We start from the raw sequence: 20,797 nt of genomic DNA on the forward strand, positions 1-20,797 counted from the left end.
ACCATGAATATAAGTTACTTTTTCTTACACAAACGCGACTTTCCACCCTGAAAATTTATTCATAAATTTTTTAAATTTTTAATATAACTCATTTTTTTCTTATTTTAGGGAATATACAGTATTAATAAGGCATAGAAAGGAGTACGATGTATGAAAAAATTTCTATTTTCTTCACTCTTTATCTTTTCACTTATTGCAAGCGGCTGCTCCAATGGATCAGCCGAAAGTCAATCAAATCTGTCGACAGCGGAGAAAGCAGACGCAGCTGGACAAGCTAAAGCTAATACGGAAAAGGAACAAAATATGGAGAAATCCCCATCAAACAATGAACAGATGAAAGAAATTCGCTCTATGCTCAAGATGCAAGATAATAAATTACCGATGAAATTTCCGATCACTGATTCTGAATATATGGGAGCTAAAATTAATAAAAATGAAACAGACCAATATTCTATATCATTCTATCGAACGCAAGAACCTGTCTCCATCAATGATGAATCTTTAGATACAAATGATAATTTGCTTGCTACTTTTAAAGCAGAAACATCCCATGATAAAAACAAACAAGAGAAGCTTTTTCCCGAGGTTTCATTAGATTCAATACCAGATGAAATGAAGGTAGATTTGGGACATCAAATTACTGGAATGAAGGAAGGAGCAGCGGGAAGTTCGTATTTACTTTGGAAAGAGGGACGATGGGTGTTACAAATTAAATCAATTTCTGCTGATAAGTTAGACACTACTGATATCGCAAGAAAAATGGTGGACTTTTTGGAGGAAAATGCTCTGCCCGTCCCACAGGAAAATGGAAGAATAGAAGTAAATTATCCGGAAAATGCTGATAAAGTAGAGTATATGGCGAGATGGGAAGAAGGAAATATTGTTTATACTATAGAAACGGGAGAAGTACCAATAAATGCTTTAATGATGACTGTCTCAACAGAATAATTCGTATTACTTTTAGTGAAAATCACTGGGTTCCAGTCAAAACTTGATGCTTTTCAGCCAAAATTGAGAAACCAGCCAAAGCTTGCTACTTTTCCCATCTAACAAAAAAGATCTATTGGATAAGCGGAAATCCGTCTTCTCCAATAGATCTTTTGACTATGCAATAAAAATGTGGACCAAGTAGCAATCAATTGAAATCAAGCTCGTATTTTCATTACTGAACAATCATCGCATTGAATCATATTTTTAATTAATTCTTTATTCTTCTCTTCAAATAGTTCATTATGTGAAGAGACCATTGCGCTATTACTTGCCTCTGGCTGAATATATAATTTAGCTTTATTGACTGCATTAGCTGCGTCTTGAAAAGCACCGGCAATTAAATGGACTTTACCTTCATGCTTTAGAATATCTCCAGCAGCAAATATTCCTGGCACAGATGTCTCACTATTAGCATTACCTGCTATGTAGAAATCTTCAAGCATGTCAATTTTTAATTTACTATTTTTTAAAAGCGACGAATCCATTTCATAGCCATGATTGATAACTACTTCATCTACTTTTAAAGTCTTTACCTCTTCTGATTGTGTATTCGTTAATTCAACAGAATCAATACGATCATGATTTTCATTCGCAATCAGTTTAGTAATAGAGGTATGGAACAAACACTCTACATTGCTTTCTAGCAATTCTCTCGCTTTTGCCTCATGACCAGCAAGTGTATCTTTTCTACATGTTAAATACACCTTCTTAGCTATCGGCTCTAGTTCAAGAGCCCAATCCACGGCAGAGTTTCCGCCTCCAGAAAGAACAACTACTTTATCTCTAAAATGCATTAAGGATTTTACCGTATAGTTTAGGTTTGCCACTTCGAATCTTTCGGCACCTTCAATTTTTAATTTTTGCGGAGTGACGATTCCGCTTCCTACCGCCACAATGACTGTTTTGGAATAATGAACTTCTCCTGAGTCTGTTTCCAGCAAGAAAATTCCTTCCTCATTTTTGGAGATAGAATGAATCTTCGTATTTGTCACTACTTCTGGGTTAAAGGTCAGTCCCTGTTGGACAAGCTGTTCTCTCAACCTTTCCCCTGGCATTGGAGTGATGCCGCCAACATCCCAGATCATTTTCTCTGGATATAAATGCAGCTTTCCGCCTAACTGTGGTAAAAATTCAATAACTTTTGTCTTCATTTCTCTAAGCCCACTATAAAAAGCAGAATATAGACCTGCTGGCCCGCCGCCAATTATCGTCACATCGAATAGTTCTGTATGATCCATTAACCCGCTCACTCCTATATTGAAAGTTTTATACTATCTATATATGATTAACTCATTCAGTTTATTAGTTAAATTGATTATCATTCTCATTTACATACTACCTTGTTTTTGGAATTTTTTCAATCCTATCTAGTAACTTTTAAACAACATTTTGTGAAATAAAACAATCTCTTTACTTAGAATATAGAAGTAACTGCCCGTTTTAGATCGTACTTGCTTTTTATAAACTAAAAGTCAGAATCTAGAGTTATTTAGTGAATAAGGTAGTATTTATAAGTATTCAGTATATTTAATTTAATCAGAAAAAACTTTACGAACGATATAAACAGGATATGCTATATTTTCACGTTTGCACTGCCTATTATTTGTTTTATATAATAAGAAGGACTCTACAGGAGAAGGATATGGATAAGTCCCATTGCCATACTGGGAGTAACAACAAGCAAGTAATACTATATCAAACTAATTTTTACCCAAAGTTCCACTAAATGTATTGCCATAACACTCGCTTAATTCCTACTATTCCTCTAAAAATAATCGGTTTTATTTTTTATTTCCTATTTATTTATCCATATTCGGAAATTCTCCTAAATAAAAAAGAAGGAGAAGTGATTAATGCCTAAAATTGAAATTAAAAATCTTACAAAAATATTTGGGGGAAACCCAAAAGAAGGGCTGAAAAGACTACAGGCTGGCGAAGATAAAACAAAAATACTGAAAGAAACTGGAATGACAATTGGTGTTGATAATGCCTCTTTCCAAGTAAAACAAGGAGAATTCTTTGTCATAATGGGATTATCCGGCAGTGGAAAATCTACTCTTATACGTCTTATTAACCGACTGATTGAGCCAACTTCAGGTGAAGTGCTAATTGACGGGAAAAACATTACTACCATGAATAAAAAGGAACTTATTGATATACGACGTAAAAAGCTCAGCATGGTTTTTCAGAATTTTGCGTTATTTCCAAATCGAACTGTGCAAGAAAATGTTGAATATGGTTTAGAAATCCAAGGACATCCGAAGAGTGATCGTTCAAAAAAGGCTATTAAAGCCATTCATGATGTTGGCCTAAAAGGCTATGAGGCAAGTTTCCCTCATCAACTTAGCGGCGGGATGCAGCAAAGGGTAGGTCTTGCTAGAGCATTAGCAAATGATAGCGATATTCTTCTAATGGATGAAGCATTCAGTGCCTTAGATCCACTTATTCGCAAAGAAATGCAAGATGAACTTATCCGTTTACAAAACAAGCTAGGAAAAACAATTATTTTTATCACTCACGACTTAGATGAGGCTCTTAAGCTCGGTGATCGTATTGCCATCATGAAAAATGGCTCGATTGTACAGTTAGGGACAGCTGAAGAAATTTTGGAAAATCCAGCGAATGACTATGTATCGACATTTGTAGAAGATGTTGATCGTTCGAAAGTGTTAGTTGCTGGTCAAATTATGAAACAGCCCGATCTTATTACCACTTGGAAAGATGGTCCAAGGATGGCCGTAAGAAAAATGGAAGAAGCCGGTCTATCCAGTATCTTCGTAGTAGATAAGGATAAACAGCTAAAAGGCATTCTTACTATTGATGCTGCCATTAATGCCTATAAGGAAAATAAGTGGGTTGAAGACGTATTAGAACACGACTTCCATTCTACTACATACGATACCCCATTAAATGATTTAATTGGAGTTGCGGCAGAATCAAAATTCCCTATTGCCGTTACAGAAAATAATAGATTGTTAGGAATCATCGTTCGAGTCTCTATATTGTCTGGACTAATTCTCGGAAAAGAACAAAAGGAGGCTATCATATGAACTACTTCTTCTTTCCATTAGAAAAATGGACAAATCAATTTGTAGACAATTGGCTGCTGCCGGTTTTAGGTGACTTTTTCAACTCCTTCAGCGGAGTGTTAAGCATATTTATAAATGCTGTCACCAATTTATTCACCTTTATCCCTGCTGAAGTAATAGCAATCCTTTTAGCACTTTTAGCTTGGCGCCTTGCGGGAAAAGGAATAGCTCTTTTTACCATTATTGGTGCTCTTTACTTAGGTTCGGTAGGTCTATGGACAGGTGCTATGCAAACTCTATCTATTGTTATTGTAGCAACCTTTTTCTCCATTGTTGTTGGGGTTCCCTTAGGAATATTCACTGCTAAAAATCGAACATTGGATCATATTATCCGACCATTACTTGATTTCATGCAAACACTACCTAGTTTTGTGTATTTAATCCCTGCTATTCTACTCTTTGGTTTAGGAGAAGTTCCAGCTGTTATCTCTACCTTCGTTTTCGCTACTCCACCAGCAGTCCGTATGACAAGCTTGGCCATTAAACAAGTTCCCGCTGATATCGTAGAAGCTGCTAAAGCTTTTGGTTCTACTTCTTGGCAGCTGCTCGTAAAAGTTCAGTTACCTAATGCTATTCCAACCATTATGGCTGGAATTAACCAAACTATTATGTTGGCATTATCCATGGCTGTTATTGCATCTATGATTGGTTCTCCTGGACTAGGAAGCACTGTTTTATCCGGTATCTCTAGTGTAAATGTTGGATTAGGTCTTACCGGTGGACTTGGGATTGTTGTTCTCGCCATCATCCTGGATCGAATAACACAGGGATTAGGAAAAAAAGCATAAAAACAAACAATCTACCAAATTAACAGGAGAAAGGAAGTATACGAATTTATGAAAAAATTAAAACTTAGCTTTTTGATGTTATTACTATTCACTCTTTTAATTGGCTGTTCCTCCCAAAACCAAAATACAGGAGGTAGCGAGTCAGGAGATTCTAAAACTGTTACTTTCGGTGTTACTCCTTGGACTAGTACCATCCCGCCAACAAAAGTTGCTAAACTATTATTAGAAGATATGGGCTATACGGTTAAGGAGAAAAATGCAGATGCAGGCGGCGTTTATACAGGACTTTCCCGCGGTGACTTAGATGTATTTATGGATGCTTGGCTGCCTGATATGCATGCAAATTATATGAATCGATACAAAAATCAATTAGAAGACTTAGCAGTCAGCTATAAAGAAGGGGAGCTTGGCTGGGTCATTCCCTCTAACATAGAGGGCATTGACAGTATCGAAGATTTAAAAGGAAAAGAAAATCTCTTTGGCGGAAAAGTGTACGGTATTGAAGAAGGTGCCGGAATGACCGTCACTTCTAAGGAAATGATTGAAGAATATGGATTAGATTTAGAATATGTTGCTTCTAGTGAAGGTGGCATGCTGGCACAAGCCTCTAAGTTTATCAAAAGTGGCGATCCTGTCCTTTTCTTAGGATGGCGCCCACATCCAATGTTTGTTGATTATGATTTAAAAGTATTGGAAGATCCAAAAGGTTTCTTTAAGACATCAGAAGTTCACGTAGTTGTAAATAATGGTCTAAAGGAAAAATCCCCTGAGGTTCATGAATTCCTAAGCAACTGGAGCATGCCTGTTGAAGATATTGAAGAAATGATTGTTAAAATCGAAGATGGAGCTAATGAGGAAGAAGTTGCACAGGAATGGATCGATAATAATCAAGATAAGGTGAATGCTATGTTAGGGAAATAAATGATGAAGCGGTTGGGACACAAGTATTCCAACCAATATAAGCCCTGGACAATTATATGGAGATTCTTATGCGATCTTCATATAATTGTCCAGGGTTTTTTTTTGGAAAGAGGATTGATGGTAATTGCTATCCACAGCGCTAGCACCGATCCGCTTCGTTATTACATTCCTATGGGAAATGACAGAAGTAGATCCAATCAATTACTATCTAATCCCTCATAACGGAAGTATGCAAAATCAGCGTATGTACTTGCTTTTTTATCCATATCGTGGACTGCTATCCCAATGAAATTTCCGGTAAATCCCCCTGCCAAAAATAGGAGGTCTTGGCTGCTGGTTACTTCTCGCCAAGAATGTTCTTCATCTGAACGAAAGTAAAAGTTTCCTCTCGCTCCGTTTCCACTAACCTTTAGCTGCACTTCTCCTGCAGTAATAGTTATGATGGCCGGATCTAGTTGAAATTGTCCATTTTCGCAACGCATAAAGCGAAGAACTCGGCCTCTTTCTTCATCAAATGTCACGTAAGCATATAGATAATTGCTATCATTTAAATAAAGCATGAGACCAGCCATTTGATTAAAGGTAGTAGGGTGAAATTCTACGCTTGTTTCGGCCTGAAAGTGAAAGTCTTTTTGACGAATGGCAAGAATATGATGCTCGAACAAGGACTGAATGGATTCCCCTGCAAACATACGTAAATAATTAGATCTACTTGTTAAATCACACCAAGAGTCATCTGCTAAAATACGTAAAGTATTCCACTCTTTTTTTAAAGGGCCTGTAAAGTCATCCTCGAAATCAGTATTGTTTTGAAAAATTACTTGTTCGCGCGTAACAATTTCAGTCAACAAGCTGGGTCCATTTGTACCAGATGAAAGGCGAAGCCAGCCGTCCTCTGTCCAATAAACCTCTTCTATCGCTGTTTCTCTTCCTAGTATCGCGGCTTTATTTTGTAATGGTCTAGTACATAAATAAACCATATACCAATTTCCAAGGGACGTCTGCACGATACTTCCATGTCCTGAACATTGGAGCGATGACTCAGGTTTATCACTTGCTGTAAGCATAGGATATTCTGGATCTAATTCATAGGGTCCTGTTATTACCTTTGAGCGGCAGACAGTTACTGAATGCCCTTTCCCAGTCCCTCCTTCTGCCGTTATTAAGTAGTAATAGTCTCCATAGTAATAGAGATGAGGAGCTTCCGTTTTAGCTAATTCTGTCCCATCAAATAGTTTATAAACAGGTCCAATCAGCGTTTGATTCTTAGCATCATATTCCTGCATGACAATACCTGCTGATTTATTTCCTGTTATCATGCGATAATCCCAAATTTCATTTAACAGCCATTTACGTCCATCTTTATCATGAAATAAGGATGGGTCAAATCCACTGCTGTTTAGATATACAGGACTTGACCAAGGACCATTTATATTTGGCGCGGTAATCAAATAGTTATGACAATCCTTAAATGGTCTTTTTGTACTTTTAACATCTGTATAAATTAGGTAGAACAGCCCCTCTGAATAACTAATTTGCGGAGCCCATATGCTTCCATTTTGTGGATTGCCTCTTAAATCAACTTGATTCGTAATAATATCTGTTTCGTGTTCCCAATTTACTAAATCATTAGACTGATAGATTCGTACTCCTGGCAGCCATTCAAAAGAGGAAACAGCAATATAATAAGTGTCATCTACTCTTAAAATATTGGGATCTGGATTAAACCCCCGTAAAATAGGATTTTTTATAGTGGTTCGATACATAACCTTCTCCTTTCTGACTCACATTAACTCCTTTTCGCAACAAACATAACGTTCCTGCTAAAAAAAAGAGAAAGGCGATAGGAAAAGCAATAAACTGGGTACCTATCAATGTTGAAAATCCAGCAACGAGATAGAGTACTCCAGCCCATCTCGGATGTCGATTTCTCCAGATGAAAGCTGTCGCAACTATAACAAATGCTAGGACAAGTACTAGTGTAATACCGAACCATATAGCTAAGACATTCATGGCTTCTAAACTATCCTGCATCTCACCGAAAGAGACACCTTCCTGCAGAATAGGAAACACTGTTTCTTTATATGTTTCTGTATCCATAGAGGTCATTGTTAGTGAAAATCCTCCTAGAAATAGGACACATAACACCATTCCTGCCATCCCAATTATTACTTCCCATTTCCGTTTCATTTCCCTCGTTCCCTTCTCCTAGTCTCTACCTGTAGTAATTTTCTATTTCCCGAAATGTTACTGTTTCTCGATTCTCCTTCTTTCCCCAATCGTCCCATTTATCCGAGTGAATATGAGTCCCTATTCTACATTGAGAAAAGGTTACATTGGCGTATGGTCTCCACGGCCGCCCTAAAAAGACATTTGTTACATCCTTATCTGCTGTTAAATAGCAACAAGAAAATAGGAAGCCATTTTTCCCGGTTGCAGTACTTGCTGCCGTAATATATCCTGGCAGGTTGTTAGGCCGTTTAAGAGATTTCAATTCACATTCTTCAAACTTTGCTTCTCCTCCACCAAATATATAATCAACGGTTCCTTCAATAGAACAATGGATAAAGGTTGTTATATTGTTCTGAAAATTATTTTTTATTTCTGGAGTTGTAAAAGGAGTTCCATCCTTTTGTACATCTGGCAATGGACCGAGACAAACGGTATCTTGGTACCCTTTTATGGAACAATTTTTAAAGCTAACTTTGTTTCCTTCATTATATAAAGCAACTGCTTGCCCCACTATTTCTCCCGGCCCCGAATTATTTATGATTTCGATATTTTCTATCCAGATATTCTCTCCATTGATAAAAAGAGTCGCTGTTTGAAAAGTACCAATTTCACAACCAAACTCATCCAATTGCCGTGCATATTTATTTCCAATAATTCTGACCGTCCCTATTCCAAACAACTTGCGATTTGATTGATAAAGAAGGATATTTTCATAGTAATCTCCACCTAGGATGATGAATGTAACAGGTCTCTCGATATTGGAACAATGCATAATGGCTTCTTGAATACTCGTAAAATCACAATCATTGCCTTTCCCAATGACAAATTGAAGTTCATTTTTCATAAATGCTTCTGCAAAAAGTTTTCCCATTGCTTTCTCATTTCCTTTGTCTCTTGATGACCGCCAGTTACAATTTGGCTGTTCCACTGATTTTTTGCATCATATTTTCCATATATTTTTCCTAATTCCTCATCTAGCAGCATTACGCCTTCCAGCGGACACATGCGGTCATCTTTTCCAACAAGACTCAAGCGCGGTCTTGGGACAATTAACGATTGTACAGCTAAAGTAGAAAACTGCTTTAAAAAGCCTGGCACATAATAATAAAAACCATGATGATCTAGCCCCCGTTTCTGCCTTAATGTTTCTATATGTACCTGTGCGGCTATATCTACGGTTACTTTTATACGCTCATCTAGTGCTGCCATCCACCAGCTCATAAGGCCTCCCATTGACATTCCAATCGTCGCTACTCTGTTTTGGTCGATATCTGGCCGGTCTACAAGATAATCTAGAAAAGCAATATTATCAAAGATCCGCATCCCCCATAGCGATCTTCCATCTAATAACATTTCTTTAACTAATTCACTCTCTAATTTACCTTTCCGCTCATTAAATCCCCACATATCAATGGATCCAACGGCATATCCTAAAGTCGTTATAGCCTCGACAAAAGAGGGAGATTGTAAATAACTGTTACTTATTAACAGCTCTTCTTTTCCTTGATCGAAATTCCCTCCATGTGAATGATTAAAAAGGACGATAGGCAGTGGACCTTCCTTGTTTAGAGGTTTAGCAACATAAGCGGGTACGGATTCCTCCTCATTTAATTGCAGCATGAGGCTTTCTAATACATAGTTATCCTTCTCTTCTCTCCTTATTAGCTGCACCTTCCTATCCTTTGCATGTGGATAATCCCCTAATAACTCGATTAGCCTTTTTCGCTGTTTTTCCACTTATGCCTTCACTTCCTTTAAAAGCGCTTCTTCCTTCTTTGTATTTTTAGACTTACAGTTTATTAACTCGATATCCTCACAATTTTCTAGAAAAAAAGCTGGACCTTCATGGTTTTCAATCGTCACCCGGTTAAATAAAATATCCTTTGCAAAGCCTACATAAAAGCCCCGGTTATTCATATCTTCTATGCCTGCCATCATTGCTGGTTTTCCAGGAATCGCATCTACCGCCAATGAAATATCCACTTGATTAAAAGTTAGTTCTGATATATATTGCTCGGCTAAACCGTATATGAATCCGGCTGCAGCATGAACATTCCTAGCCGTTATATTGGCAAAATGAATGCGCCTAAACATCGGAGTCTCATTAGTTACTGGGTAAGGATTTTTATCCCATACGTATTTTTCCTTTCCTTTAGGACCACAGAAATAATATAAATTTAAAATGAACGGACAAATTACACCTTCCATTACGATATTACTTACACGAATATCTTCAACGACTCCTCCACGCCCTCGTCTAGACTTCAGCCGAATGCCACGATCTGTATCTTGAAAGACACAGTTACTAATGGTGACATTTCGGATATTACCGCTCATCTCACTGCCAAGCACTACTCCTCCATGTCCATGAACCATGGTACAATTTGTAATCGTTATATTTTCACAAGCTACTCGCTCTGCCGTATCCTCTGTTCCTGCCTTAATCGCAATACAATCGTCCCCTACATCAATATGACAATTACTGATTCTAACATTCATGCAGGATTCTGGATCAATGCCATCTGTATTTGGTGAATCTTGCGGATTATGGATTTTTATATTATCGATCGTAATGTTGTTACTGCATATGGGGTTAACCGTCCAACTTGGAGAATTTATTAAGGTCACATCTTTAATCGATACGTTTTCACAACCATCTAGGCTAATCAATTTTGGCCGCGGATAAAGCAGCTTCTCTCGCTCATTTCGAAAAAGATGCCACCATTTCTCTCCATTTCCGTCAATGGTTCCAAAGCCAGTAATCGCAATATGCCGGCTATTTTCTGCGTATAAGCATGAAGCATATACTTCTCTAGCGACACCTTCCCATCTAGATGTAACAACGAAATAGTCCGCTTGCTGATCAGAGAATTTCAATACTGCTCCTGCGGCTAAATGAAGTTCAATATGATCCTTTAAAAAAAGCGCACCTGTCAGAAACTCACCTGGCGGGATAACAATTCTGCCTCCTCCATTTTCATATGCCTTATCTATCGCCTTCTGAATCGACTCTGTACATATACTCCCATCATTCTCTGCACCGAATTCAGTGATAATATAATCGCTCATTTTATAATCTCCTTATTCGTTAATAACTTCCTCCACTTCCACTAATGCCTGTAAAAAGGCCCCTAAGCCTTTTTGGTCATTGCAAATAATTGGTTCACTAATATAATAGGTATAAGTTCCGTCTCGTTTGTCAGCTCCGCCAAGTCCTGCTACCTGACAATTTTTATTTAAATTGACCCATCCCTCTTTTGTCAGCAAAACAAATTCATCTAATAATCCTTGATAGCCTTTCTTTAACGGATGCAGCCATTCTTGTTTTTCTAGAACTCCAAGGCGTATCCCTTTTGCAATAGAACATACGTACATACTGCTTGCAGACGCCTCCAAATAATTTCCCTTTTCCCCTTGCTTATCGACTACCTGATACCAAACACCCTTTTCCTTATCCTGATAGTTTAGTAATGCTGCCAATGTATTCTTAAGAATTTTTTCTAAAAAAGGGCGATCAGGTGTATCCTTTGGAATAATTTCTAATGTATCTACTAATGCCATGACATACCATCCCATGGCTCTTCCCCAAAAATTCTCTGATAGTCCTGTCTCTTTATTAGCCCATGGCTGGACTTTCTTCTCATCCCATGCATGATAAAGAAGCCCTGTCTTTTCATCTAATAAGTGTTGATAACTGATTTTGAATTGGTGAAGTATATCGTCAAGACCTTCTCCATCTCGATATTCCATTTGATATTGCGCATAGAATGGCGCCCCCATATATAAGCCATCCAGCCAAATCTGATACGGATAAATTTGCTTATGCCAAAAAACACCTTCTGATGTTCTTGGATGCAGCTCTAATTGGGATTTCAATAAATCGGCTGCTTGCCGATACTTTTCCTCTCCCGTTTGTTTAAAAAGTTGAAATAGTAATTTTCCATTGTTAATATGGTCAATATTAAATTCTGATACTTCATATCCTTTAATCGTTCCATCCGGTTGAACAAAATAATCGAGATTTTCTTTTATAAAATGCAAATATTTCTCCTTGCCTGTTCGTTTCCAAAGGTTTTCAAACCCTTTTAAAACAACTCCATAATCATAAGACCATTTTCCGTTATAGCCTCTATCTTCATATAATCGTGGAAGTCTTTCCATAATGGATTGTGCTGTTCTCTCTGACCAACTCATTTCTGCCATTCTTATATTCTCCCATCCTATTTAGATTCTTTATAAAGCCTCTTCATGAAGATTGTTGCTTGCCTTATAAAAATCTTGTTTTTAAATTTTTTAAGGTGAGTGTCTAGCCGAAATCTGCTTTCCCCTCACCTTTATTCAAAATTATTTCGTTTGTTCGTATGCTGCTTTATATTCCTCTTTAATCGTGTTTCCGCCAGAATCTCCCCATGTCTTTACAGCCTGTTTGAAGCCATCCAGTTCTATTTCGCCTAAAATATACTGGTATGTGGCATCAGTAATAATCTTTTGTAATTCTGATCCTTGTGATGTATTGGTTGCAGATTCTAAAGAATAAGCAGGATTTAACACGGCATAATTCGCATTGTCTGCAATCATTTCATCTGCTAATGCTTTAATTGGGTTTGGATCTTTCAAATTATAGCCTGACTCTTTTGGTCTAGAAGCCGCGAATGGCTGCACTTCCTGTGTCCATAAATCCTGATTGATAATTTCATATGAATCATCATCTGTTAGTTTATAATGGACATCTTCCAAACCATATGTCATTAATGTGTAAATTTCTGGATCTAGTAAATCATTTACAAACTTAAGAATTCTCTTTAATTCTGCTTCATCCTTTACTTCTGAACGCGGAAAGGCCAATAATCCGCCAATTCCATTATTTGCAGCCCAAATGGCACGTTCAGGATTAGATTCCGATACCATATCGTTCACTAATGCTAATTCCATATTATCTTGGATGCCTGTAGCCATCGTTTGCAGGTTTTTAGCATCGAAAAGGGCGCCAATATAAATTCCTGCTTTTCCCTGTGCAAAGCTTTGCTGCTGGTCTGTTTTTGCTGTAACGGCAAAGTCTTTATTTATCCAGCCATTGCTATACAGCTCCTTCATATAATCCATTGTTTTTACATAACCATCCGTTTCAAATTCCGGAATGAAGTCTCCATTTTCATCCATTTCCCACACATTAGGTGTACCGAAATAAGAACTTAATGTTTTAAAGGCTCCATATATTAAATCGTTCCGATCTACAAATCCAGTTGTATCATTCTGCCCATTACCATCAGGATCATTTTCTGTAAACGCTTTCGAAACTTCCATTAATTCATCAACAGTCTTCGGAACTTCAAGACCTAAATTATCAAGCCAGTCTTTACGTAAAACGACACCATTACGTGCTAAATCCTTCTGAAAGGGAATACCATAGAGCTTCCCTTCTATGGAAGCAGAATCACGTACATCTTGTGAAATTTCCTTTAGATTAGGGAATTCATCTAAATAATCTTCTACATTCCAAAACATTCCAGACTTCAATGCATTACGGACAGAGGAATTTTCCAGAATAGTTAAAGTAACAATATCGGCTAATGAATCAGAGGCTAATGCAGTATTAATTCTTTCTTCCTTTGAAGCGTCCGGTATCCACGAAAATTTAATTTCAGCATTCGTTTTCTCTTCGATTTTATCTAAAATAGTATCTGTTGGAGGAGATGCCGTATGTAGAATATTCAGCCACGTAATTTCAGCCTTACTATTTTCATCATACGTCCCAGATGATTGTTCTTTTCCTCCACTACAACCCGCTAATAACAACATACCTGCTAAACTAATACTGGCTAACTTTGATAGTTTTTTCATTTAAACGCTCCTTTACAATTTGATAAAGCGAAAGTTCCATCAATGAATGTTTGCACTGATTAGTGGAACCATTCGGATCTATATCGATGCTTTCCCACCTATCTTCCCCGAATTGGATAAGCTAAAAATTAAGTCTTACTGTCCGTTAAGCGTAGGATAGACGGTTGTATCTTCTACTTCTTCTGTATTTTGTAATTCCATTCTAGTAAACACTTGATTTGCTGTCCAAGTAATCATATAAAATAAGAAACTAATACCGAAGAAAGTGAGAATCCCAGGAAAAAATGTGATTGCTGTCCAATAGGTAGCGCCAATCACAACAAACAATAATAGAGAATATTGCAAGCAAGAAAAACCAAAGATAAAGGACATCTTTATGCGAAAGAATATTCCTTTCCAGTTATAATGAGCCATTAATGGATAAATATAAACGGCAGAAAGGAAATATAACGAGAATATGATCATCAAGCATACTTTGAGATACCAGTTTGTAACATGGAGTAAATCGATTACTAACACATAGCCGAGTAGTAAATAAATCCAGCTAGTAACTATGGATTCCTTGAAGGACTCTTTGTAATACTTCCAATAAGAAGAAAAGATAGGGAGACTGGTATTTCCCCTCATCCACTGTCTCATGATACTAACTAGTGCATAGGTTGCTGGTCCTGCCCCAAATATCCCCAATCCTAATAAAGTAAAGAGCCACCAGAGGAAATTCACATAAACTAAGTTTAATATTGTTGTAAAAATGTGATTTATTTTTTCCACTGATTTTAACATCCAATTCCTCACTTTCTCCTAACTTTAATAAACCCCATCCTCACCAAACTTCTTGGCAAGCTTATTTGAAAGCATAACTAAAACTAATCCTACTAATCCCTTAAATAAACCAACAGCCGTACTAAAGCTTAATTGTCCATTCTTCAAACCAGCTGTATAAATATAGGTGTCAAAAATCTCTGCGACACTTCTATTTAATGAATTCAATAAGAGATACATGTGTTCAAATCCTAAATCTAACGTGCTGCCAATTTTTAAGATTAATAAAGTAATAATTACTGGTCGAATGGCCGGTAATGTTACATGCCATGTTTTGCGCAGTCGTCCTGCTCCATCCATTTCCGCTGCTTCATATAATTGAGTATCTACAGCTGTAATAGCGGCGATATATATGATAGTCGACCAGCCTAATTCTTTCCAAATTACTTGTGCAATATAAACGGTTCGCGTCCAATCAGGCGAAGTTAAAAAACTGACTTTATTAAAGCCCATTGCTGCTAACATTTCATTAATCAATCCACCATCAACATTTAAAAAGACATATGTAATGGAAACAATAATTACCCATGACATAAAATGGGGGATATAAATTAACGTTTGGATACCAGATTTAAAATATTTGTTTTTGACTTCATTTAGCATAAGCGCTAAGATGATCGGCATGGGAAAGAAAATGAAAATATTTAAAGCAAATAAAATAAGTGTATTACTTAAAAGCATAAAAAAGGTTGGTTCTGTAAATAAGCGAATAAAATGCTTCATCCCTACCCATGGGCTGCCCACAATCCCTAAAAACGGTTGATAATCTTGAAAAGCAATGATCAATCCGCCCATCGGTAAATATTTGAAAATAATAAAATAGAGAAAGCCAGGGAAAATCATTAAATATAGAAGTTTGTTCTTTCTCATATTAGCCCAAGTTTTTTGTCTTCTAATCTTCTTTCGCTGCTTCATAGTTAACTCAGGTAATGTCTGATCATTAGGCTTAATGACGCTTTCCATTATTTACCCCCTTACTTTATGGTGTGATGTTTAATTCATACCTTAAGCATATGGAAAAAGCATAATTACGTATATAATCATTATTTGATAACGCTTACAAAACCTTATTCTATCAATAGTTTCCTCTTCCCCACCCAATGTAATGATTACCATTTTGTTCAAATGATTATCTGCCTCTTCAATCGAAAAAAACGAACTCGGCAAGCGTTTTCTTTTCCTGAAATATTGATTATATACGTAATTATCTTCTCTTGATAAAGTAACTTTATAGTAAGAGAGTATATCTATTTCTTAGGCTGTTTTCTACAAAGAGTGTTGACTTTATGAAGGCTTCTAAAAGGATCTGCAGATATTCGCCATACGGATAGCAAAGTGTATTCCCAGCTGCGGAAAAAGAAAACAACTTTATGAAAAACGGACCTTTCCTTAACTGCTTGTGGCTCGGTTTACAGTCCTAATCCGAGCAATAAAACATCATCAATAGTTGTAAGTTGTAGTTAGACAAAATAAGAAGGAGGATCTATATGGAAAAAGTGTATAAAAATAAGAAAATAACAAAAGGAGGACGGGTTTTTTCCATTATTAATGGAACCATTTTAATCATTATTGCCTTAATTTGTTTTCTGCCTTTTGTAAATGTTATAGCTAGTTCCTTTGCTTCTACACAAGAAGTTGTAGCTAAACGATTTATTCTGATTCCTGAAACTTTCTCATTAGATGCATACCGTTATATTCTTTCTACGCCAACACTCTTTAAGTCTTTAGCGGTATCCGTTGGCGTTACTGGCGTCGGTACTTTAGTAAGTATGGTCCTAACATCTTTGATGGCCTATGGCTTATCACGTAAATATCTTAATGGAAGAGGATTTCTTAACTTTCTTGTTGTATTCTCTATGTTATTTAGCGGTGGCATGATCCCTACCTTCTTAGTAGTTAAAGCCTTTGGATTAATTGATTCTTATTGGTCTTTGATACTGCCTGTAGCAATTAATGCGTTTAATTTAATTATTATGAGAAACTTCTTTCAAGCACTACCGGATAGTTTAGAAGAATCAGCTAAAATGGATGGCTGCACAGATTTAGGAGTCTTTTGGAAGATTATGCTGCCATTGGCACTACCATCTATTGCGACCATTTCTTTGTTTTATGCCGTTACCTATTGGAATACTTATATGACAGCTATTCTTTATATTAATGATTCTACGAAATGGCCAATTCAAGTTTTATTGCGACAGATTGTTATTGTTTCAAGCGGCATGCAAGCAGAAGGTTCGTCAGTTGACGTTATTCCACCTGCGCAAACGATTAAGATGGCCGTTATTGTTATAGCAACAGTACCAATGCTTATTGCATACCCATTTGTTCAAAAATATTTTGTCAAAGGAGCGTTGGTAGGCTCTGTAAAGGGATGACGTTACAGAAAAGATGCTTTTATTGACAGCAATTTGTTTACCAGTCAACAAAACGATATTCTAGTAACTTATATCCTCATACATTTAAAAGAGAACCCTTTCTCATCTGGCTTGTCCTTACCGGTTATGATGTTATCTCTTATTCTCACAGAAATTCAGGATGTGCTCAAGACTATCTTAATTGCGGTTCATAAAAAGCGTGCAAGAATAAGCTCTTTCTTGCACGCTTTTTAATTAATGATTATATTGTTTCCGATAATCCCCTGGGGTCATGCCTACTTTCTTTTTAAAAAAACGGATGAAGTTTTGAGAATTTCGATATTGGAGTTTTTCGGCAATCTCCTTAATTGGCATATTTGTTTCTTCTAGCAGGGATTTAGCCTTTTGCAGTCGGAATCCCATTAGATAGTCAACAAAGTTTTCTCCATATTCTTTCTTGAAAACGCTGCTTAAGTAATTCGGATTATAATGAAGACGGTCAGCAATAACGTCTAAAGAAATTTCCTGGTCATACTCTGTCTGAATGATTTGAACAATTTTATCAGATAAAGATCGAAACTCCTTATCCGTTTTATCCTGTGTGCTGATAATAATTGGCGTAATAAGATGTTCAATTAGCATTTGTTTTATTCGAGCAGGATAATAGGCATTAATCGCTTCATAATAAAGCGGCTTTATACTATCAAAAATCTTCGCCTCTGCACCTAACAGCTGCCCAAGTTGAATAATCTCATTTATTAACCGAATAAGTGTTACTTCTAAGCTGACCGGATTTTTATTCATCCGGAAGATTTCGTTAATTAAGGTATCTACTGTCTCCTGCACTTCCTCCTCATTTCCTGAGCGAATCGTATTTAAAAGTTCATTTTGCAATTCTACAGGATATTTAGAAATAGAAGCATCATTCAAGAGAGGAGCAATATCATCATAAAAAATGATAGACTCTGGTCCTACATTTACACGATAATGCAGCGCTTCTTTTGCTAAATCAACTGCCTTTTTACTACTAATTAATGTTTGATAAACAGGACTTATCCCTATACTGATAGTGATATTTAAATATTCCTTTGCCGCAGATTGTATTTCCTCATAATACTTCATAATTCTTCGACTGGAATCATGATCATTTACATCGGTTATAAATATGGTTGCTTGCATCTCATCATTTAATACAATAGGTATCAATCTTTCCTTAGCAGGGACTATTTCTTCGACAATATTATTTAAAGCCAATAAGTATAAATCTTTCTCAACAATTTTTTGGCTATCCATATTGTCAATTTGTATTAATCCTGTGTAAAAATGATGCGTATCATTAAAGAAATAGCCAAATTGTTTTAACCTGTGCTTAGCTTCATTTGTTGTTATTCTATTTCTAAATAAGCTTAAGACAAACAGCGTCTCAAGCTGTGGTTTTTGCATGGTTAAGCTAGCCATTAATGTTTCATTCTGACCAATAATCTTGTCAACAGAATCAGCAACAAGGGAGAGTTCATTCTTCTGCCCACTTAGATGATCTATTGCTAATTTCTCCTGTAATTTGCGGATAGGTCTTGAAAAAGAATTTGCTAACATATAGGAAATGATACCGACCAAAATAATCAATAAGGTCGAGACAATGAGTAAACCAATCCTTGTATTATTAATCATATTAGAGATTTCTTTTGGGTTAATCTGTACAACATAAATCCAGCGATTATAGTCTGACTGAGCATACACAAACTTTTTACCCTCTGTGTCTACTATTTTGATATTCTCTCCCTCGTTTATCATTTTCTCATAATTCTCGTGAGACAACAGCCTTTCCTTTTGTCTACTTGAATATAGTAATTCATTTTTACTATTATATATTTCTACTAAACTATCTTGTTCATTATCAACAATCTCATCAATGCTGCTTCTTGGAATATTAGATATTCCTAAAGCAAATTTATCACGTTGATAAACAGGTAAAGTCATAATCATCTCAATTCCAGTACTTGTTGGTCTCCAAAATAAGCTTTGCTTCGCCTTTTCCACATACTTTTCCTTATACCCAGCAATTTCCTCTTCCGATAATTTCTTTAAAGAGCCGTCAATTATTCCCCAATTTTCTGCCAGGCTGATTAAATTATGCTTACTTCCTTCTATTCCCATCATTTCTATATAACTGATTTCTTTTTTTATATCACGATATGTATCAAAGTCTTTTCCTGATAACGGCTTCTTAAAAATCGTCTCAAAGTTTGCAGTAGAACTATATGCCGTATATCCATATTCAATCGTTCGCACCTTTTGCTCTACATTATTAAGAATTTGTTTTGTATAATTTTGTTTGTCCTTCAGAAATTCCTCTTCGACGGAGTGATAGGTAGAGTTATAGATAAATACACTAAAGCCAACTACAATACTAATCCCTAATAGAAAAAAGGGGAAAAATAATTTGTAAAACAACCTTAATTTCTTCAAATCCTCACACTCCTTATTTCCTCTTAACACACTTTTATTGTAAGCGTTATCAAATTATTCAACAATTTTTAATACGAAAAATAATCATTTTCTTATCTATTATGAAATGATTATTTTCTATAATTTGGATTAGAATATACATATAATAGCATATCTAGTCTATCTTTTGCGAGTGGATTTTTCACGTGTGCAGCAAATGACCGATTGACAAACTGCCTGAAGAATTATAAAATGTGAACGTTAACATTATTATCAGGAGGAACTATGGTTACCATTAAGGATATCGCAAAGCTTGCAGGCGTTTCGCACACCACTGTGTCAAGAGCGCTGAATGATAGTCCCCTTATTAAACCTGCAACCAAAGACAAAATTAAAAAAATTGCAGCAGAATTACATTATGTACCAAACTTTAATGCTAAAAGTCTCGTAAACCAGAAATCTTACACAATTGGCGTTTTTTTCTCTAGTATCAGCCATGGAACAAGTTCAAGTTTTCTTGTAGATGTAATAAAAGGTGTTAATTCTGTGCTAGATGAAAACTACAGTATTGCAGTAAACGGTATTGATACATTAGTCCATTTTGACAAAATCATTTCCAAACGATTTGACGGGATTATCGTACTAAGCCAAAGTGACACAGACAATGCATTTATTTACTATATACAACAAACCGGCATACCTTTGGTTGTACTAAATCGCAGACTAGATGATCCTTCTATTCCAAATGTTTCGGCAAACGATCAACAAGGTGTAGAACAGGCTATCGATGAGGCGATTAGCCTTGGTCATAAGAATTTAGCGTACATTAATGGAAAAAGCTCTTTCCGTTCCTCAGCTGAAAGGAAACAAGGATTTGTCAATAGCTTATCGAAACATCGGCTTCCTGTACAGCCTGAATTTATGGTCAATGGGGATTATAGTATGGAAAGCGGCTTTGAAAAAATGAAGCAATTGCTAGATCTGCCGACTCCGCCTAGTCTTGTATTTTGCGCAAACGATGATATGGCAATCGGTGCGTTAAAAGCTTGTTTTTCGAAAGAGAGGAAAGTGCCAAATGATATCTCAATCATTGGATTTGATGATATAGCTTTTGCGCAATACTCTACTCCAGCTCTAACCACTATTCATAAGCCTATTGATAAAATCAGCGAAATTGGCATGCAAATGCTCATTGCATTAATGAATAACGGAACATTAGAAAAGACACAAATCTTAGTAGACACATTCTTAGTTATAAGAGAATCGCTTAGTTTTCCAACAAAACAGTCATAACTGTTTTGCTTTATCATAA

Annotated in this window: 17 protein-coding genes; 6 read left to right on the top strand and 11 right to left on the bottom strand. The window is 36.3% G+C overall.

The window, feature by feature from the left end; all coding sequences use genetic code 11:
• Positions 1 to 150: 150 nt before the first annotated feature.
• On the top strand, positions 151 to 948 hold the full coding sequence (locus tag BCI01S_RS05040; RefSeq protein ID WP_061796974.1) for a hypothetical protein: 798 nt from the start codon (positions 151 to 153) through the stop codon (positions 946 to 948).
• A gap of 197 nt (positions 949 to 1,145) precedes the next feature.
• Here the strand turns inward: BCI01S_RS05040 and BCI01S_RS05045 are convergent, their stop codons facing one another.
• Positions 1,146 to 2,228 carry an NAD(P)/FAD-dependent oxidoreductase gene (locus BCI01S_RS05045; RefSeq protein WP_061796976.1) on the bottom strand — a complete coding sequence of 361 codons (1,083 nt, stop codon included), beginning with the start codon at positions 2,226 to 2,228 and terminating at the stop codon, positions 1,146 to 1,148.
• Positions 2,229 to 2,843: 615 nt separating this feature from the next.
• Here BCI01S_RS05045 and BCI01S_RS05050 point away from each other — a divergent pair.
• Genes BCI01S_RS05050 through BCI01S_RS05060 form a run of 3 tightly spaced genes read left to right on the top strand, consistent with a single transcriptional unit; the run spans position 2,844 to position 5,788 of the window.
• Complete coding sequence (locus tag BCI01S_RS05050) at positions 2,844 to 4,040, top strand: quaternary amine ABC transporter ATP-binding protein (RefSeq protein ID WP_061796978.1); 1,197 nt, start codon at positions 2,844 to 2,846, stop codon at positions 4,038 to 4,040.
• Entirely contained in the window at positions 4,037 to 4,867 is an 831-nt protein-coding gene (locus tag BCI01S_RS05055; protein ID WP_061796980.1) for an ABC transporter permease, read from the top strand. The genes BCI01S_RS05050 and BCI01S_RS05055 overlap by 4 nt, the downstream gene beginning before the upstream one ends.
• Before the next feature lie 48 nt (positions 4,868 to 4,915).
• The gene (locus BCI01S_RS05060; protein ID WP_047940880.1) at positions 4,916 to 5,788 is read left to right on the top strand and encodes a glycine betaine ABC transporter substrate-binding protein; all 873 of its coding nucleotides are present in this window, start codon (positions 4,916 to 4,918) and stop codon (positions 5,786 to 5,788) included.
• Positions 5,789 to 5,985: 197 nt separating this feature from the next.
• On the opposite strand, the gene BCI01S_RS05065 is transcribed toward BCI01S_RS05060, so the two are convergent.
• The 9 genes from BCI01S_RS05065 to BCI01S_RS05105 form a co-directional block, all read right to left on the bottom strand.
• Complete coding sequence (locus BCI01S_RS05065; RefSeq protein ID WP_061796983.1) at positions 5,986 to 7,554, bottom strand: glycoside hydrolase family 43 protein; 1,569 nt, start codon at positions 7,552 to 7,554, stop codon at positions 5,986 to 5,988.
• Positions 7,511 to 7,978, bottom strand: coding sequence for a DUF4064 domain-containing protein (locus tag BCI01S_RS05070; RefSeq protein WP_061796987.1), 468 nt, complete (start codon positions 7,976 to 7,978; stop codon positions 7,511 to 7,513). The genes BCI01S_RS05065 and BCI01S_RS05070 overlap by 44 nt, the downstream gene beginning before the upstream one ends.
• A gap of 25 nt (positions 7,979 to 8,003) precedes the next feature.
• Positions 8,004 to 8,891 carry a pectinesterase family protein gene (locus BCI01S_RS05075; RefSeq protein WP_213087962.1) on the bottom strand — a complete coding sequence of 296 codons (888 nt, stop codon included), beginning with the start codon at positions 8,889 to 8,891 and terminating at the stop codon, positions 8,004 to 8,006.
• Positions 8,861 to 9,757, bottom strand: a complete 897-nt coding sequence (locus tag BCI01S_RS05080; protein WP_061796992.1) for a dienelactone hydrolase family protein — start codon at positions 9,755 to 9,757, stop codon at positions 8,861 to 8,863. Before BCI01S_RS05080 ends, BCI01S_RS05075 begins: the two co-directional genes overlap by 31 nt.
• Positions 9,758 to 11,089, bottom strand: a complete 1,332-nt coding sequence (locus BCI01S_RS05085; protein WP_061796996.1) for a glycoside hydrolase family 28 protein — start codon at positions 11,087 to 11,089, stop codon at positions 9,758 to 9,760.
• 12 nt (positions 11,090 to 11,101) lie between these two features.
• The gene (locus BCI01S_RS05090) at positions 11,102 to 12,223 is read right to left on the bottom strand and encodes a glycoside hydrolase family 88/105 protein (protein WP_172885254.1); all 1,122 of its coding nucleotides are present in this window, start codon (positions 12,221 to 12,223) and stop codon (positions 11,102 to 11,104) included.
• Between the two features lie 141 nt (positions 12,224 to 12,364).
• Complete coding sequence (locus BCI01S_RS05095; protein ID WP_061797000.1) at positions 12,365 to 13,861, bottom strand: extracellular solute-binding protein; 1,497 nt, start codon at positions 13,859 to 13,861, stop codon at positions 12,365 to 12,367.
• A gap of 135 nt (positions 13,862 to 13,996) precedes the next feature.
• Entirely contained in the window at positions 13,997 to 14,644 is a 648-nt protein-coding gene (locus BCI01S_RS05100) for a YesL family protein (protein ID WP_061797006.1), read from the bottom strand.
• Between the two features lie 24 nt (positions 14,645 to 14,668).
• On the bottom strand, positions 14,669 to 15,598 hold the full coding sequence (locus BCI01S_RS05105) for an ABC transporter permease (protein WP_213088026.1): 930 nt from the start codon (positions 15,596 to 15,598) through the stop codon (positions 14,669 to 14,671).
• A 572-nt stretch (positions 15,599 to 16,170) separates the two neighbouring features.
• Between BCI01S_RS05105 and BCI01S_RS05110 the strand changes: the two genes are divergently transcribed.
• Complete coding sequence (locus tag BCI01S_RS05110) at positions 16,171 to 17,058, top strand: carbohydrate ABC transporter permease (RefSeq protein WP_047940889.1); 888 nt, start codon at positions 16,171 to 16,173, stop codon at positions 17,056 to 17,058.
• A 234-nt stretch (positions 17,059 to 17,292) separates the two neighbouring features.
• Here BCI01S_RS05110 and BCI01S_RS05115 read toward each other — a convergent pair whose 3' ends face one another.
• Positions 17,293 to 19,506: a helix-turn-helix transcriptional regulator gene (locus tag BCI01S_RS05115; RefSeq protein WP_047940890.1), complete on the bottom strand. Its 2,214-nt coding sequence runs from the start codon at positions 19,504 to 19,506 to the stop codon at positions 17,293 to 17,295.
• 264 nt (positions 19,507 to 19,770) lie between these two features.
• Here BCI01S_RS05115 and BCI01S_RS05120 point away from each other — a divergent pair, with 264 nt between their 5' ends.
• Positions 19,771 to 20,778 carry a LacI family DNA-binding transcriptional regulator gene (locus tag BCI01S_RS05120; protein ID WP_061797015.1) on the top strand — a complete coding sequence of 336 codons (1,008 nt, stop codon included), beginning with the start codon at positions 19,771 to 19,773 and terminating at the stop codon, positions 20,776 to 20,778.
• The last annotated feature ends 19 nt before the right edge of the window (positions 20,779 to 20,797 follow it).

It is taken from the genome of Niallia circulans NBRC 13626 (assembly GCF_001591585.1).
Lineage (GTDB): Bacteria > Bacillota > Bacilli > Bacillales > Cytobacillaceae > Niallia > Niallia circulans.

What these genes read in the sequence shown, in the direction of transcription:
- BCI01S_RS05040 (WP_061796974.1), top strand. Translation starts at nt 151, where the DNA reads ATGAAAAAATTTCTATTTTCTTCACTCTTTATCTTTTCACTTATTGCA.
- BCI01S_RS05045 (WP_061796976.1), bottom strand. Translation starts at nt 2,228, where the DNA reads ATGGATCATACAGAACTATTCGATGTGACGATAATTGGCGGCGGGCCA.
- BCI01S_RS05050 (WP_061796978.1), top strand. Translation starts at nt 2,844, where the DNA reads ATGCCTAAAATTGAAATTAAAAATCTTACAAAAATATTTGGGGGAAAC.
- BCI01S_RS05055 (WP_061796980.1), top strand. Translation starts at nt 4,037, where the DNA reads ATGAACTACTTCTTCTTTCCATTAGAAAAATGGACAAATCAATTTGTA.
- BCI01S_RS05060 (WP_047940880.1), top strand. Translation starts at nt 4,916, where the DNA reads ATGAAAAAATTAAAACTTAGCTTTTTGATGTTATTACTATTCACTCTT.
- BCI01S_RS05065 (WP_061796983.1), bottom strand. Translation starts at nt 7,554, where the DNA reads ATGTATCGAACCACTATAAAAAATCCTATTTTACGGGGGTTTAATCCA.
- BCI01S_RS05070 (WP_061796987.1), bottom strand. Translation starts at nt 7,978, where the DNA reads ATGAAACGGAAATGGGAAGTAATAATTGGGATGGCAGGAATGGTGTTA.
- BCI01S_RS05075 (WP_213087962.1), bottom strand. Translation starts at nt 8,891, where the DNA reads ATGGGAAAACTTTTTGCAGAAGCATTTATGAAAAATGAACTTCAATTT.
- BCI01S_RS05085 (WP_061796996.1), bottom strand. Translation starts at nt 11,089, where the DNA reads ATGAGCGATTATATTATCACTGAATTCGGTGCAGAGAATGATGGGAGT.
- BCI01S_RS05090 (WP_172885254.1), bottom strand. Translation starts at nt 12,223, where the DNA reads ATGGCAGAAATGAGTTGGTCAGAGAGAACAGCACAATCCATTATGGAA.
- BCI01S_RS05095 (WP_061797000.1), bottom strand. Translation starts at nt 13,861, where the DNA reads ATGAAAAAACTATCAAAGTTAGCCAGTATTAGTTTAGCAGGTATGTTG.
- BCI01S_RS05100 (WP_061797006.1), bottom strand. Translation starts at nt 14,644, where the DNA reads ATGTTAAAATCAGTGGAAAAAATAAATCACATTTTTACAACAATATTA.
- BCI01S_RS05105 (WP_213088026.1), bottom strand. Translation starts at nt 15,598, where the DNA reads ATGAAGCAGCGAAAGAAGATTAGAAGACAAAAAACTTGGGCTAATATG.
- BCI01S_RS05110 (WP_047940889.1), top strand. Translation starts at nt 16,171, where the DNA reads ATGGAAAAAGTGTATAAAAATAAGAAAATAACAAAAGGAGGACGGGTT.
- BCI01S_RS05120 (WP_061797015.1), top strand. Translation starts at nt 19,771, where the DNA reads ATGGTTACCATTAAGGATATCGCAAAGCTTGCAGGCGTTTCGCACACC.